The 14,614-nt window shown below is 65.9% G+C and carries 13 protein-coding genes and 1 pseudogene; 4 read left to right on the forward strand and 10 right to left on the reverse strand.

Translation table 11 applies throughout. From position 1 onward, the window contains the following. Positions 1-111: 111 nt before the first annotated feature. The 4 genes from rpsU to def all read right to left on the reverse strand — a co-directional run bounded on the left by rpsU (position 112) and on the right by def (position 2,201). Entirely contained in the window at positions 112-282 is a 171-nt protein-coding gene (rpsU, locus tag ACWJI3_RS13660; RefSeq protein ID WP_006172073.1) for a 30S ribosomal protein S21, read from the reverse strand. 56 nt (positions 283-338) lie between these two features. Then, on the reverse strand, positions 339-1,328 hold the full coding sequence (locus ACWJI3_RS13665) for a DUF3747 domain-containing protein (RefSeq protein ID WP_315855841.1): 990 nt from the start codon (positions 1,326-1,328) through the stop codon (positions 339-341). 63 nt (positions 1,329-1,391) lie between these two features. Then, on the reverse strand, positions 1,392-1,589 hold the full coding sequence (locus tag ACWJI3_RS13670; RefSeq protein WP_255101115.1) for a hypothetical protein: 198 nt from the start codon (positions 1,587-1,589) through the stop codon (positions 1,392-1,394). A gap of 6 nt (positions 1,590-1,595) precedes the next feature. Then, the gene (gene def, locus ACWJI3_RS13675) at positions 1,596-2,201 is read right to left on the reverse strand and encodes a peptide deformylase (RefSeq protein ID WP_094512745.1); all 606 of its coding nucleotides are present in this window, start codon (positions 2,199-2,201) and stop codon (positions 1,596-1,598) included. Between the two features lie 34 nt (positions 2,202-2,235). On the opposite strand from def, the gene ACWJI3_RS13680 reads away from it, so the two are divergent. Both ACWJI3_RS13680 and ACWJI3_RS13685 read left to right on the forward strand, forming a co-directional pair. After that, positions 2,236-4,293: a S9 family peptidase gene (locus ACWJI3_RS13680; protein WP_480203967.1), complete on the forward strand. Its 2,058-nt coding sequence runs from the start codon at positions 2,236-2,238 to the stop codon at positions 4,291-4,293. Further along, positions 4,290-5,714: a sodium/glutamate symporter gene (locus tag ACWJI3_RS13685; RefSeq protein WP_480203968.1), complete on the forward strand. Its 1,425-nt coding sequence runs from the start codon at positions 4,290-4,292 to the stop codon at positions 5,712-5,714. Before ACWJI3_RS13680 ends, ACWJI3_RS13685 begins: the two co-directional genes overlap by 4 nt. An 866-nt stretch (positions 5,715-6,580) precedes the next feature. Here the strand turns inward: ACWJI3_RS13685 and purB are convergent. Then, positions 6,581-7,882 carry an adenylosuccinate lyase gene (gene purB / locus ACWJI3_RS13690; RefSeq protein ID WP_255101112.1) on the reverse strand — a complete coding sequence of 434 codons (1,302 nt, stop codon included), beginning with the start codon at positions 7,880-7,882 and terminating at the stop codon, positions 6,581-6,583. A 176-nt stretch (positions 7,883-8,058) separates the two neighbouring features. Between purB and ACWJI3_RS13695 the strand changes: the two are divergent. Continuing rightward, positions 8,059-8,799 (forward strand): annotated as a pseudogene (locus tag ACWJI3_RS13695) (TlyA family RNA methyltransferase); the annotation flags it as partial. Between the two features lie 594 nt (positions 8,800-9,393). Here ACWJI3_RS13695 and ACWJI3_RS13700 read toward each other — a convergent pair. Further along, entirely contained in the window at positions 9,394-9,732 is a 339-nt protein-coding gene (locus tag ACWJI3_RS13700) for a P-II family nitrogen regulator (protein WP_094512742.1), read from the reverse strand. 354 nt (positions 9,733-10,086) lie between these two features. Further along, positions 10,087-10,308, reverse strand: a complete 222-nt coding sequence (locus tag ACWJI3_RS13705) for a DUF4278 domain-containing protein (RefSeq protein WP_094512741.1) — start codon at positions 10,306-10,308, stop codon at positions 10,087-10,089. Positions 10,309-10,658: 350 nt separating this feature from the next. Here ACWJI3_RS13705 and queF point away from each other — a divergent pair, with 350 nt between their 5' ends. Beyond that, positions 10,659-11,063: a preQ(1) synthase gene (gene queF / locus ACWJI3_RS13710; RefSeq protein WP_094512819.1), complete on the forward strand. Its 405-nt coding sequence runs from the start codon at positions 10,659-10,661 to the stop codon at positions 11,061-11,063. A 77-nt stretch (positions 11,064-11,140) separates the two neighbouring features. Here queF and ACWJI3_RS13715 read toward each other — a convergent pair whose 3' ends face one another. Genes ACWJI3_RS13715 through ACWJI3_RS13725 form a run of 3 tightly spaced genes read right to left on the reverse strand, consistent with a single transcriptional unit; the run spans position 11,141 to position 14,511 of the window. Further along, complete coding sequence (locus tag ACWJI3_RS13715) at positions 11,141-12,505, reverse strand: cytochrome c biogenesis ResB family protein (RefSeq protein ID WP_094512740.1); 1,365 nt, start codon at positions 12,503-12,505, stop codon at positions 11,141-11,143. Further along, the gene (locus tag ACWJI3_RS13720) at positions 12,502-13,224 is read right to left on the reverse strand and encodes a cytochrome c biogenesis CcdA family protein (protein ID WP_255101157.1); all 723 of its coding nucleotides are present in this window, start codon (positions 13,222-13,224) and stop codon (positions 12,502-12,504) included. The genes ACWJI3_RS13715 and ACWJI3_RS13720 overlap by 4 nt, the downstream gene beginning before the upstream one ends. Before the next feature lie 48 nt (positions 13,225-13,272). Then, positions 13,273-14,511: an FtsW/RodA/SpoVE family cell cycle protein gene (locus ACWJI3_RS13725; protein ID WP_369803022.1), complete on the reverse strand. Its 1,239-nt coding sequence runs from the start codon at positions 14,509-14,511 to the stop codon at positions 13,273-13,275. Positions 14,512-14,614 lie beyond the last annotated feature (103 nt).

A 14,614-nucleotide genomic window follows, 5' to 3' on the forward strand; every position in this document is an offset into this window, starting at 1 on the left:
GATGGCCAGGTTTCCTGGAAACACGAAAACCCCACGGAACAGAGGTTCCGCAGGGTTGAGCCGGCGTGGTGCTGGGAATGCGGCAGTGAGCGTTCCGAGCGGTCGGCTGGATCAGCGGCGGCGGCGGCGCTGCTGGGCCTTGCGCTTGTACTTCTCGGTGGGGGTTTCGTGGTGACGCAGGCGCTTGAGGTCGGCAAAGATCCCTGCCTTGGACACCTGACGCTTGAACCGGCGCAGCGCCGATTCGATGCCTTCATTTTCGCCGACGGTGACCTGGGTCATGAACCACGCAGTGGGGCTGGAGATTGCTCAATGTAGCAACTGCCTCCGCCCTGGCTTCACCGAGTGCGCGGTGCTGAGGTTGGCGCCGGCGGAACCACCGGGGGCGGCGACAGGGGAACAGCGGTGCGCGTGGCACCGGTAGCGGGCGCTGAGCCGGTCGGTGCTGCAGCACCCGCTGGCGATGAGGGCCGCGGGACGGTGGTGCTGGGCGCTGTGGTGCTGGGCCCTGTGGAGGCAGGGGCCGTGGTACCGGGTGCCGTTGCACCGGGAACCGCCGTGCGTGGAGCGGTGGTGCTGGGGGTAGTGCTTCGAGGAGTGCTGCTGCCGGGGACCGCAGGCGCGGAAGTGGGGCGGGCGGCTGGGGTCGTGGGCTGTGGTGTTGTGGCCCCTGGTGTTCCACGGCCCGCAGGGGCGGGAGCGGTGCTGCCAGGAGCTGTGCCCCCTGGTGCACCCGATCCGGCCGGGGCGGCCGTTGTTTCGCCCGGCCAGTTATCGCGATAGATGTAGACGTGGCCGAGGGCACGGGTGCCGAAGTGACGGCGCTTCAGGCGCCACCCCGGCTCCGGTGTGAACTGAAGGAAGCCGGCGGCCTGGCCGTTGGTGCGAGCCAGGATCATCTCGGGGCCGGTTTTGCCACGGTGCGGCGTGGCCAGCAGGATGTTGTCGTTGCCGCTGCGCACCACACTGATCCGATACACGGTGGCCAGATCGTTGTCACCCACCCGCAGCGAATAGCCGTTGGCGTCGATGTAGCGGGTGCAGATGCCGGTGAAGTCGAAGGTGCCCAGCAACGGATCGACGCGGGCCGGATTGGCGCCGGACACAGCGAAGCAGGGACGGCGGTTGGTGACCTGTTCATAGATGTTGAGCTGGGCGCGACTGCCGTCCCCGATCGGCGCGGCCACCAGCACGAAGCGCTCCTGCGCCACATCTCGGGCACCGAACAGCGCCCCTTGGGCATGGAGGGGTGCAAGGGACCCGCCCACCGCAACGACGCCGAGCGCGGACAGGAATGGCAGGGCGCGGATCGGCCGGAGATGTCGCATCGGAGGTGCCCAGCGGCAGGAGGTGCCGATGGTAGAAGTGAGGCCCGAGGGTGCCAGCCCCCCTTAGGCCGGCTTGTTGAGACGAATTGCGACCAGCAGGCTGAGGACCGTGCCGGGCAGGCAGGCCGCCAGGATCAGACGGGTGGTGGCGACCCCGAGATCTGGGTCGCCATAGGAGAGCTCAAACACCGAGCCTGTGGCGGCGATGCCCAGCAGGCAGGCGAGCGCCAGGAACACCCCGGCAAACGGTTTCATCGGCATTGGGCGTCAGCGCAGGGAGTGGACGGCGGCGCGCTCGAACCCGTGCTCCTTGAGCCCATCGTTGAGGCTCAGTTCATCGGTGACGCGGTCGACGAACAGCACTCCATGGAGATGGTCCATCTCATGGAGCAGGCAGCGGGCCAGCAGGCCATCGGCCTTGATCCGCCGGGGCCTGCCGTGCTCGTCACGGAAGCTCACCTCGGCGGTGGTGGGACGAACCACCTGCAGATACACGCCGGGAATGCTCAGGCAACCTTCTTCATAGGTGGTGAGCGAGCCGCTGGTGGCGCCAATCTCGGGGTTGATGAACACCTGGGGCGGGGTGGCCGGGTTCTCGGGATCGAGATCGATCACCACGAGCTGCTTGTGGACACCCACCTGGGGCGCGGCCAGGCCGATGCCATGGGCGGCATACATGCTGCGGAGCATGTCGCGGGCGAGATCCCGCACCGCTTCATCCACCTTGCTGATGCGTTTGGCCGGTTGGCGCAGCGCGGCATCGCCGAGGGTGTGAATGGTCAGCGGGGGGTGATCCAGCACCTCCTTGGAGACGTGAACCCCACGGCTGGTGAGCTCCGCCTGGCGGGCCATTTTGGCGAAGCTGCTGGCCAAGGCATCACCTGAAACGATGGGTGAATTCTAGAAGGTGCGTGTGGGGGGGAACTGGAGCCCGGCCGAGCCCGCAGCGTTGCCGGCCCGGGTGGCGGTGGAGGCGGCACCCACGGTGAAGGAGCCGCTGCTGCACGGACAGGAGCTGTTCTGGCTGGAGCAGCGGCCCCTGGAGCAGGGCCGCGTCACCCTGCTGTGGCGCCAGCGGCCCGGTGGCCCCAGCCAGGAGCTCACCCCCGCCCCCTGGAACCTGCGCAGCCGGGTGCACACCTATGGCGGCGGCGTGGTGGCGGTGGGAAGCGTGGCCGGCGGCACCACCGTGGTGTTCGTCAACGACGGCGACCGCTGCCTGTGGGCGCTGGAGTTGCCGGCGGAGGCCCCCGTGATGCCGGAGCCGTCCCTGCCGCAGCCGCCCTTGCCGGAGCCGAGGCGGCTCACCGCACCAGCGGCCCGGGCTTTCGCCGACGGCCTGATCGACGGCCCGCGCCGGCGCTGGATCGGCGTCATGGAGTGCGATGGCGTCGATCAACTGGTGGCCGTGCCGCTCGCGGGCGGAGAGCCCGTGTTCCTGCACCAGCCCACCGACTTCTGCGGCAACGCCGTGCTCAGCCCCCATGGCAGCCATCTGGCCTGGGTGGAATGGCAGCAGCCGTTCATGCCCTGGGACCGCAGTCAGCTGTGGCTGGGCCGCTTTGACGCCCGCGGGGTGCTGCACGACTGCCGGCCGCTGGCCGGGGGCGCCGCCACCGGGCCCACCGCCGCCGATGTGTCGGTGGTGCAACCGCTCTGGCTGCCGACTGGCGACCTGGTGGTGGCCACGGACCGCAGCGGCTGGTGGAACCTGGAGCGCCTGCCGGCGGCAGAGCGCCTGACGGCGGTGGAGCCCTCGGTGGCGGCCGGGCCGCTGCCCCTAACAGTGGCCTCCCCACCCCCCACCACTGCCTTGCACTGGCAGCCGCTGTTGCCGATGGAGGCGGAATTCGGTCTCCCGGCCTGGGTGTACGGGCGGCGCACCACGGGCTGGGATGGCCAGCAACTGGTGGCGGCGGTCTGCCGGGCCGGCCGCTGGGAACTCGGCACCATCGCTCTGCCGGAGCCAGGCGCCGCCGAGGGGCGCTGGCAGCCGCTCGCCCAGCCCTTTGACGCACTCGATGGCCTCAGTGCCGGCGGCGGCCGGGTGGTGGCCGTGGCCGCCGATGCCGTCACCCCACAGGGCCTGCTGGAGATCGATCTTCACCACGGCAGCTGGAGCCACACCCCGGCGGGTGGGGCCGGATCAGCAGGAGCGCCGGCGAGGACAACACCCCTGACGGCGGAAGCGATCAGCACCCCGCAGGCGCTCTGGTTCAAGGGGCACGGCGGCCTGCCCACCCACGCCTGGTACTACCCGCCGATCGGCGGCGCCCAGCCGCTGGCCCCCTTGCTTGTGAAGAGTCACAGCGGGCCCACCGCCATGGCCGGCACGGGGCTGAATCTGGCGGTTCAGTTCTGGACCAGCCGCGGCTGGGGCGTGGTGGACGTGAACTACGGCGGGTCCACGGGCTTCGGCAGGGCCTACCGCGATCGTCTCGCCGGCCAATGGGGTGTGGTGGACGTGAGCGACTGCGCCGCGGCGGCCACCGCGCTGGTGGCGGCGGGTGCGGCGAGCCCGGAGCGCCTCGCGATCGAGGGCGGCAGCGCCGGCGGATTCACCACCCTGGCGGCGCTCTGCTTCACCGACGTGTTCCGCGCCGGGGCCTGCCGCTACGGGGTGGCCGATCTGGCGGCGCTGGTGCGCAGCACCCATCGCTTCGAGGCCGGCTATCTCGAGGGCCTAGTGGGCCCGTGGCCGGCGGCCCAGGCGTTCTATGCGCAGCGCTCGCCGTTGCACCATGCCGGCCGGATGCGCTGCCCGGTGATCTTTTTCCAGGGCCTCGACGACGAGGTGGTGCCACCCGAGCAGACCGACGCCATGGCTGCGGCCCTCGCGGCCAACGGCCTGGCGGTGGAGGTGCGTCGGTTCGCCGGTGAAGGCCATGGCTTTCGCCGCCCGGAGGTGCGCATCGAGGTGCTGGAGGCCACCGAGGCCTTCTTTCGCCGGCAGTTCGGCCTGTGAGGCTTCCGGACGCTGTGGAATCGCTGCTGCGGGGCTGGCACTGGCCGTTGCTGGCGTTGGTGGTGCTGGTGGTGCTGCTGCTGCTGGGGCGCCTGATCGGCAACCGGCTCGGGATGAAGCGCTGGGGTCTGCCGGAGGCGCTGCTGGCCGGCGGCCTCGGGCTGCTGCTGGCCCCGGCAGGGCTGCTGCCGCTGGTGCCACAGCCGGTGATCGACCTCTGGAACCAGTTGCCGCTGCCACTGCTCACGCTGGTGTTCGCCAGCCTGCTGCTGGGCAAGCCGTTGCCAAAGCTGGGTGGGCTGTGGCGGCCGCTTTCCGGGCAGGTGCTGATGGCCCTCACGCTCGCCTTCGGCCAGTTCCTGGTGGGCGGGCTGGCGGTGCTGCTGGTGCTGCAGCCCCTGCTGGGCACGAGTCCGGTGATGGCGCTGCTGATCGAGGTGGCCTACGAGGGTGGGCATGGCTCGGCGGCGGCGATGGGCCCCACCTACGAGCGCCTGGGGCTGGAGGGCGGCCAGGCCTTGGGGCTGGCGATGGCCACGGTGGGGCTGCTGGCCTCCACCGTGGTCGGCGGGCTGGTGGTGGTGCTGGCGCGGGCACGGGGCTGGCTCAGCTTCGGCGCCGCGATCCCGTTGCAGGAGGCGATGGAGATCGTGGTGGAGCAGACCCCACCGCTGGAGGCGATCCCTGCCGACCAACCCCTTGAGGAAGGCACGTTGGAACTGCCGGCCTGGTGGCGGCAGGGGGCGGACTGGGCGGTGAACATGGCCCTAGCGGGCATCGCCGTGGCGATCGGCTGCGGTCTGCTGGCAGCACTCCGCTGGGGCGCCGATCGCAGCGGTGGGGTGTTCGCCATGGTGATCGACGCGCTGCCGGTGTTCCCGCTGGCGCTGGTGGGGTCGCTGCTGGTGCGGCTGGCTTTGGAGAAAAGCGGCCAGCAGCGCTGGGTGTCCACACCGATCCAGAGCCAGACCGGCACGCTGGCGGCGGATCTGCTGATCACAGCGGCCACGGCCTGCCTCGACCTGCGGCTGCTGGCCGCCGACTGGCTGCCGCTGACGGTGCTGGCGCTGGCGGGCCTGCTCTGGAACCTGGCGGTGGTGCTGCTGCTGGCCCCGCGGATCCTGCCGGCCGACTGGTTTGAGCGAGCGATTCTGGAATTCGGCCAGGCCACCGGCGTGGCCGCCAGCGGCCTGTTGCTGCTGCGCATGGCCGACCCGGACGATCGCAGCGAAGCGGTGACGGCCTTTTCGATCAAGCAGTTGCTGCTGCAGCCCCTGCTGGCCGGCGGCGTGATCACCGTGGTGGCCCCGCTGGTGGTGGTGGGCTGGGGACTGCCGGCCTGGACCTCCCTCTGCCTGGTGCTTGTGCTGCTCTGGATCGCTCTGGGGCTCGTTCTGGCACAGCAGGCAAATACTGACTGACACGCGCGGCTTTGAGAGTGGCAATCAAGGCACCGGCCAAGAAAAATCCAGGCAATCAAGTCTGCAAGCAATGCTTGTAACCCAAAAATGCTCGCGTCGGCCCTTCACGTTGCAGGCCAAGAGTTGACTGTAGTGATGCCAGCCTCTTCGAACGAATGCCCCTTTTTTCTTGCCATTATCAGCACTGATGGACACACCATTTGACCGAGAATGACCTGCCCAGAAACCTGGGACGCACCAAACGCAGATTGATCAAGGCGGCCAACGCGCTCAACTGGCAGCTGGTTTTGAGCAACCGCACGTAGATCCTCCCAAAGCCGAAAGACCACTTGATTGCACGAAAAGGATGTTCACCCTTTAGCAGGAAGTGAGACGGTTACAGGCAGGCGCCTACGACTTGGCGCAGCCAACCTGGATCATCCAATGGTCCATCCACAGCAATGGCAGGCCTCGCCACCTGCTTAGTCTCAGGAGAGCTCGGAAGGGGATGAACTTGCCCTCAAATCAGGACGATGTTCAATACCTTGCTTACCATCGCCGGTATCGGCAGCATCTGGCTTAGCTTGGCGCAACTCAGGCGCTGGCATGAGGTCATGAACATGAGCGACTGTGGTCTCCACCTCAATCCCGGGCGACTGGTCGCCCGATCAGTTGCTGAATTCATCCCCGCGGTCAACAAAATTCCTGGCGGAAACCAGCAATAGCGAAGTCATTGAGATAAAGCGTTGACACATAGTGGTTGACTGGTCGTCAGGGGAGCAATACTACGACGCCAATACAACGAAAACGACGTCCGGGCGTCTCCTTTTGGGTTTCCGTGAGAAATTCTGCGTGTCTGCCCCCGCTTGCAAGAACGGGCGCACGCCTCAGTCGTCCAGGCCTAGTCGGGCCCAGATCACCCCAAGCTGGGCGCGGTGCAGATCGGTGGAGAAGCACATGTCCAGTTCGGCAGTGCTCAACACGCCTGTCACCTCGGGGTCGGCCAGCAGGTTGGCGCGAAAATTCCCGCCCTCGGTGTTCCAGGCGCTGTGGGCGTGGCGCTGCACCAGCTGATAGGCCTGCTCACGGCTGAGCCCATGCTCCACCAGTGCCAGCAGCACCCGTTGGCTGAACACAACGCCTCCATAGATGTGAAGATTGCGGGTCATGTTGTCGGGATAGACACCCAGCCCTTTGACTACCTCCGTCATTTCACGCAACATGAAATGCAGGGTGCAGGAACAATCCGGCAGCATCATTCGCTCCACAGAGCTATGACTGATGTCACGTTCATGCCAAAGCGCCACGTTTTCCAACGCCGCCACCGTGTAGCTCCTCAGCACGCGGGCCAGCCCGCTGATGCGTTCGCTGCGAATCGGGTTGCGCTTATGGGGCATCGCTGAACTGCCTTTCTGCCCCTTGGCGAAGTTCTCTTCCACCTCAAGCACATCAGTGCGCTGCAGATTCCTGATCTCGGTGCTGAAACGCTCCAGGGAAGCCCCCACCAGTGCCAGGGTCTGCACATACTCCGCATGGCGATCCCGGCTGATCACCTGCGTGCTGGCCGTATCCGGCTCCAGCCCCAGGCTGGCGCAGGCCAGAGCCTCCACCTGGGGATCAGTGTTGGCATAGGTGCCCATCGCCCCGCTCACCTGGCCCACGGACACCGTGGTCTCCAGCTGCTGCAGGCGCTGGCGGTTGCGCAGGCTTTCGGCCAGCCAACCCGCCACCTTGAAGCCGAAGGTGATCGGTTCGCCGTGGATGGCATGGGAGCGCCCGATCATCACGGTGTCCTTATGGGCGCACGCAAGCTGCCGCAGCGCTTCCACCAAGGCCTCCATCTCTTGCAGCAGCACGCGTACCGAGCGCTTCATCTGCAGGGCGAGCCCGGTATCAAGCACGTCCGAGCTGGTCATGCCCACGTGGATGTAGCGCCCCGCAGGCCCCACGTGCTCATTCACGTTGGTGAGAAAGGCGATCACGTCGTGACGCACCTCTGCCTCGATCTCCAGGATGCGCGGCACCTCAAAGCGGGCCTTGGCACGGATTTCGGCCATGGCCTCAGCGGGCACCCGGCCGAGGGTGCAGTTGGCTTCGCAGGCGGCCAGCTCCACATCCAGCCATCCCTGGAACTTGGCCTCTTCGCTCCACAGAGCGCCCATTTCGGGCAGGGTGTAACGCTCGATCAAGGCTCCACGGCGCAGGCACACCTGGCCAATCTATGGGGCAGTCCTCTGGCCTCCGTGCCGCAGCGTCCGGTGGCGCTTCAACACTCTTGCGGGCGCTGGCCAGCTGGTCCCGGCGTGGTTGGATGGCCTCAGATCCGCCAGGGATCCCAGTCGGATATACCCAGAGCCAAGGCGTCATGGGCAGAAAACAACGCCTTGATCTGCTGCTGGTCGAGCTGGGTCTGGTGACCAGCCGCCATCAGGCCCAGCAGCTGATCCGCGCCGGCCGGGTGCGGCTGCAGGGCCACGTGCTCGACAAGCCGGGGCAGGAAGTCGACAAGGAGCTGGTGCCTGAGCTCGAAGCCCCGCCCCGCTTTGTGTCCCGCGGCGGCGAGAAGCTGGCCGCGGCGCTCCAGGCTTTCCCGCTGGCATTGCGTGGCCGCATCTGCCTCGATGCAGGCATCTCCACAGGTGGTTTCACCGATTGCTTGCTGCAGAACGGTGCCGCCAGGGTCTACGGCATCGATGTGGGCTACGGACAGACCGCCTGGTCGCTGCGCAGCGATGAACGCGTGGTGCTGCGGGAGCGCACAAACCTGAGGCACCTCGATCCCGCCGACCTCTATCGACCGGAGGATCCCTGGCCCGACCTTGGTGTGGCGGATCTTTCCTTTATTGCGTTGGCGCGGGTGCTGCCCGCACTGCGCGGCTTGCTGCGCAGCGATGCGGCTGAAGCGGTGGTGCTGGTGAAACCCCAGTTCGAAGTGGGGCGTGAGCGGGTCGGCAAAGGTGGGGTGGTACGCGATCCCCGCGCCCACGTGGATGCAATTTCAGCGGTGATTGCGGCGGCGCTCCCCTGTGGGTGGAGGGCAGCGGGGCTGGTGGCCTCGCCGCTCACGGGGCCCGCCGGCAATCACGAATACCTGCTCTGGCTTCGCCCTCGATCCCTCGGGAGCAGCGCTGCAGGGGACGAACCCCTCAGGAACACTGGGCTGATGGGAACTGCCGAGTGCTCACAAACGGGCGTGCCCTCAGAAGAGTGTGGTCACCCACAGCACCTAGAGCGCTCAGAACACGGAGAGCCAAGGATCAAGGCTGGGAATGCAGTGCCCGCTGAGCGTGCAAGGGCCGCCGAGATTGCAGAGCTCGCTGAGAGTGCAAAGCTGGCTGCGGGTGTCAATTCTGCTGCGAGTGGAAGGGAGGCTCAGCTTGTTTCCACGGCAGAGTCTCCAAACGCTGCTGAACCGCCGCATGGCGGTGAACAGTCATCCGTTGATGAGCAATCACCCGACGCTGAGCGGACATCAGACGCCTGGCTTACGCGCGATGGTGCGAGTTCTCAGATGAATGCTCCCTCAGATGATGCGATTGGCCAGCAGAGGGAACTCGCAGCGGCAGGTGGAACACTTGAGGCTGCCGCTATTGAAAGGATCGTGAAATCGACATTGCACTGAACTCAGTGCTTGCCCTTCATCGGTGCTGACCTGAAGGTGAGCTTCAGGTCAGCTGAATCCAACAGCTGAAGCGATGCTTCAGATTGCCGTGCTGTCGCGATCGCCGGTGCGAATCCGGATCACGGTGCCAATGGTGCTAATGAAGATCTTGCCATCGCCAATCTCTCCGGTGCGTGCGGCGTCCTGAATGGCGGTCACCACTGTGTCCACATTTTCGTCTTCAACCACCACTTCCAGCTTCAACTTCTGGAGGAACTCCACTGTGAACTCGGAGCCGCGGTAGCGCTCCACCTGGCCCTTCTGACGGCCAAAACCCCTGACCTCACTCACGGTCATGCCAACGATGCCCGCATTCACCAACGCAACTTTGACATCCTCGAGTTTGAAGGGACGGATGATGGCCTCAACTTTTTTCATGAATTCTCCTGAGATTTCAGAACGAAAAGGTTAGTTTGAAGATTGGATCGAGACAGGCAGGATAGGGGTGCGACAGACAAGCAACCCAGCGGCCCTGGCATCCTCGCAGAGGAGATCCGCAGAGGATCCGTCCACTTGGATTTGACCAGCGGCCAACAGCGACCAGTGCTCGATTTCGAAGTGGGTTTGCAACCACAACATACCGATGGCCGATTGAGGGCCCAGCCTGAAGCCCCCATCGCTGGTGGACGTAAGAGCGAGATCCATGAAAAGACCCTGCAACTCAGGCCATTAGGCCCGAGCCTGCAGGGCTCCGGTGTAGCAGTTGCTACGGGGAGATCCCCGTGTCAGCGTTCAGCCGGCGTTCACCTGGCGGGCGGCTTCGGCGCGCCTGTGGTGATAGGCATGGCCGCGGTAGTGAAGCTCAAGTGCTTCGTCGGGCTGGGTGGGCTCGTGACGCAGGGCCTCGCGGTAGTGAACGCCTCTATAGACGTGCTCAACGGGCTGGGCCGGGAGTTCAGCGTGTTGGGTGCCGTCGTAGGCGACGCCGCGGTAGACGAGTTGGGTCTTGGTCATGATGGATGGCCTCGAAGAGGGTGGGTATCACCAGCCCGCTGGCTGGTGCCGCTTCGTGGGAAGGAGCGTTGCTTCGCCTCGCGGTGGGGCTACTTCCGACAGGGGTGGAGAGCGGATCGCCCCTCACCTGGTCAACGGTTTGTCCTTCGATGCCTTTCTAGCAAGTTTGCGCTGTTCGTGACGAACATTTTCCTTTCATCTTCGTAAATCGTTGCGAACGGTCTGTCTTTGTAGCATTCCCCCACAACCCGCTCCCCCATGCCTGCAGGCCCTGTGCTCCCCTACCGGTGGGCCCGCGCTGCCTAAAGCAAAGCCGGGACAGGCCTTTCCCCAGCCCTGCTGCCGTGACCCTGCCCACCCCACCGGCCACCACCACTCCGCATTACGGCGAGCGGGTGATCGCCGAGTCCCAGTTGATCGGTTTTGACAATCCCCGGCCCGGTCGCGCCTACGAAGTGGCGATCGAGCTGCCCGAGTTCACCTGCAAGTGCCCCTTTTCCGGGTACCCCGACTTCGCTGTGCTGCGCCTGCTGTACCAGCCGGGCGCCAAGGTGCTGGAGCTCAAGGCGCTCAAGCTCTACGTCAACAGCTGGCGTGACCGCAGCATTTCCCATGAGGAAGTGGCCAACCGCATCCTTGACGACCTCGTGGCTGCCAGCGATCCGCTCTGGATGCAGCTGGAAGCCGATTTCAATCCCCGAGGCAATGTCCACACTGTGATCCGGGTCAGCCACGGAGTTCGGCTGCCCTGCTGACCCGACGGCTGGAAGCGCTGCTCTCATCCGGAGCCGGCCCTGAGGGCCAGCTCCTGGGCGTCCCCCGGCCCTGAGTTTCAGACCGTTTGCGGTTGCCCCTGCTCCTTGGCTTCGCCGGTGGAAGGGCGCAGCTGACGAATCTCCAGGAGCAAGGCAGGCAGCTCCCCGGCCAGCGCCGTGAGATTGCGGTTGCAGAGGCCACCCACGTGCAGCTGATCGTGTGCCGGGTCGGAGATGCCCCAAAGCTGGCGTGTGGCGATCAGGCTCAGCGCGCCGCCGGCGAGGGCAATCGCAAAACCGCCGTAGACCAGTGGCACACCTGGATCTTTCTTGAGCAACAGGCCGCTTGCAGGCATCACCTCGGCCACGCGCAGGGATAACCCGTTGATGTCGATCGGAGCGCCGCCGGGGCTCAGCCGGCCGATGGGTTGAGCGTTAGCTGCGTAAACCTCCACGGGGCCCTGCTCGCTGCTGAGGGTGAGCAGGACCGGTTCGCTGCCATCCGGGCGGGTCGGGACGGCCAGGCCCCAGACCTGCTCGCCCAGTTCGGGCAGTGCGCGCAGCGGAAATTGCAGCAGGGGGCTGCGACCCAGCTGAATCGTGATCGCCGCCAGTGACCAGTCGGCCTGATAGACGGTCATGCCCCGAAAGCGCAGCGGGTGGTTGACGCTGATCTCGGTTTCTTCCACAGGCGCCCCGGTGGAATCCAGCAGCTTGAGCTGGGAGCGGAACTGCTCCGGGCGGCCGACCGAATCCCGATCAATCTCGAAATGCTCGAGCGCCACGGTCAGCTGGTTATCCCCTCTGGAGTTGAGCAGCTCGAGCTCGCGGCCAGGCGCCAGATAGCGCTCCAGCCGCTGGCCCGCCAGTGCGCCCCAGGCCGAACCCACCATCAGCACCACCAAGCCGGCGTGCACCAGAAGGGGCCCCACCCGGCCCAGCACCCCTTTGCGGGCGGCCAGGCGACCGTTGGCCGCCTGCAACTGCCAGCCCTTGGTATGCAACAGGTGTTGCAGGTTCTGCAGGTCGGTGTCCGGGTCTGCGCTGGGGATGGTTTCCGCCAGGCTGAGCTTGCTGAGCTGCCGCGGGGAGTGATAGTCAACCCAGCGCAGCGCTGCCTGCAGGGCGGGCCATTGTCTCCGCCAACTGCACAGCACAAGCGAGAGGCCCAGCAAGGCCAGGAGAGCGAGGAACCAGCTGCTGGCGTAGACGTGGTCGAGCTGCAGCTTCAGGATCCAGTCGCCGGTGACCACGCCCAACCAGGGCTTGCGGTCGTAGAGCTGGTGATAGGCCTCACTGGCCTCACGCTGGGGAATCAGCGTGCCGATGGCGCTGGTGGCGGCGATCACCAGCAGCAGCCCGATGGCGAGGCGAAGGTCGGAGAGCCACGCGAGCAGTCGCCGCCAGGTCGGTGTGCGGGTTTGAACGGGAGAAGGAGTCACGAGAGCTGCGCCAACAATGCCAGTCCACCGCTGGTGATCAACACCACGCCGCTGATCGGAGGCACCCAACGGCTGAGCGCGCGCAGCGCCAGCAGGCGCTGCATTGAGGCGGCGGCACTGCCGGCCAGCACCAACGGGAGCACCTGGCCGGCACCAAAACAGGTGAGCAGCACCATCCCCACCAACGGACGGCCCTGCTGGGCCATCCAGCCCAGCAACACCGCCAACACAGGGGTGGTGCAGGGGCTGGCCGCCAGACCAAAGGCCGCACCGGCCGCCACCGGGCCAAGCGGCGCCGGGACGCGCCCGCGCCAACGTTCCGGGTCAGGACCAGCCGGCAGGGGAAGGCGCAGCAGGCCCAGCAGGTTGAGCCCCATCACCACCGCGAGCACAGCCACCACGGTGGGGATGAAGCCTGGCACCTGCCCATAGAGACGCCCCAAAACGGCACTAGCGAGACCCAGCATCACGAGGGAGAGCACGATCCCCCCGGCAAAGCAGGCACTCAGCAGCCATGGCTTGGAGGTTTTGCTTGAAAACCCCGCCATGTAGGCGACCGTGACCGGCAGCAACGAAAGGGAGCAGGGCCCCAGGCTTGTGAGCAAACCAGCGGCGAAGATCAGAACCAGGGTGGAAGGGCCTGGTGTGTTGAGCGAACCGATGATCAGATCCTCCGCCCAGCGGGCCAGATCTGCGACTTGGAACCCCACCGCATCCATCCGCTTGCTGGCAAGGCCAGGGGGTTGGCCTGGCACTGATAAGGATGGTCAGCCTATCGGGGCATGGTGGGCCAGGTCGCCAGCCGACCGGTCCGTCCCCTGGCGTCGCCGCCGGCCAGTGGGTTGGTCCAAGCCGGCTGATTCCAGGGAACAGCGGATCAACAATCCGGCTGTCAACAAGCTGGCCAGCAGTGAGTTGCCGCCGTAGCTGATCATTGGCAACGGCAGGCCGGTGGTGGGCATCGAGCCACTGGCCACGGCGATGTTGAGGATGGATTGACCGACCAGCAAGGTGGTGGCACCAATCGCCACGAGGCGCTGCTGGTTGCTGCGGCAGCCCAGGGCCACCCTCAGCCCCACGAAGCCGAACAGCAACAGGAACAGCAGCATCACCACCGACCCCACATAGCCGAATTCCTCAGCAAAGACGGCGAAGATGAAATCGGTGGACTGGATCGGAAGGTATTGGAGCTTCTGGGTGGAGAGACCGAATCCTTCGCCGAGAACACCGCCAGAGCCGATGGCCAGCAGGCTCTGCACCAATTGATAGCCATCGCCTTGAGCATCCCGCCAGGGGTCCAGGAACGACACCACGCGGACTCGCTGGTACTCGTTGATCAGGATGCTCGCTACACCCGTGATGCCGCCGGCTGCTGCGGTGGCCAGCAATCCCAGCAACGGAAGCCCCGCCGCCAAGGCCATCAGCCAGAGCAACAACCCAGTGAGTGCCGCGGTGCTGAGGTTGGGCTGCCGAAGGATCAGGAACAGAATCACGCTGAAAATGCCCAGCCAGAACATCTTCTGGTCGTTGCCGATGCGGCTCCAGTGAGCGAAGAGTGAGGCCCCCTGCAGCACGATGAACGGTTTGATCAGTTCAGATGGCTGGATCTGAACGGGACCCAACACCAACCATCGACTAGCCCCATTGACGGTGCTGCCCGCCACCAGCGTGGCGAAAATCAACACACCACCGATCAGTACGGCCGGGGCAGCCAGCCTCAACCAGCGTCTCAGCTGGGTGCGAATCGACAACCAGAGCAGAACCCAGCTCGCCAGCATCCACAGTGCCTGGCGTTTGAGGTAGAAGGCCGGGTCGCCCATCTCACGCTCCGCCACCCACCAACTGGCAGACGACAGGATCACCAGGCCCGCCAGGCTCCAGATCGCCACCATGCCGAGCAGCAGACGGGCTTCGGCAGGCCACTGTTCCCAGGTGAAACCAGCGGTTCGCTGGGTCCCCTCCTTGGATCCCGCCGCATGGGCGCCAGACCTAGCGCGAGGTGTCAGAGAACCTGGCACGGGTGGAAAGGGAAAACCATTCCCTATTCAGCCGTGTCGCTGCGACTTTTTCAGTGCAGCAGGGACAAAAAAAAGCCCGGCTGGGCCGGGA

It is taken from the genome of Marcopretia estuarina LEGE 06307, assembly GCF_056633115.1.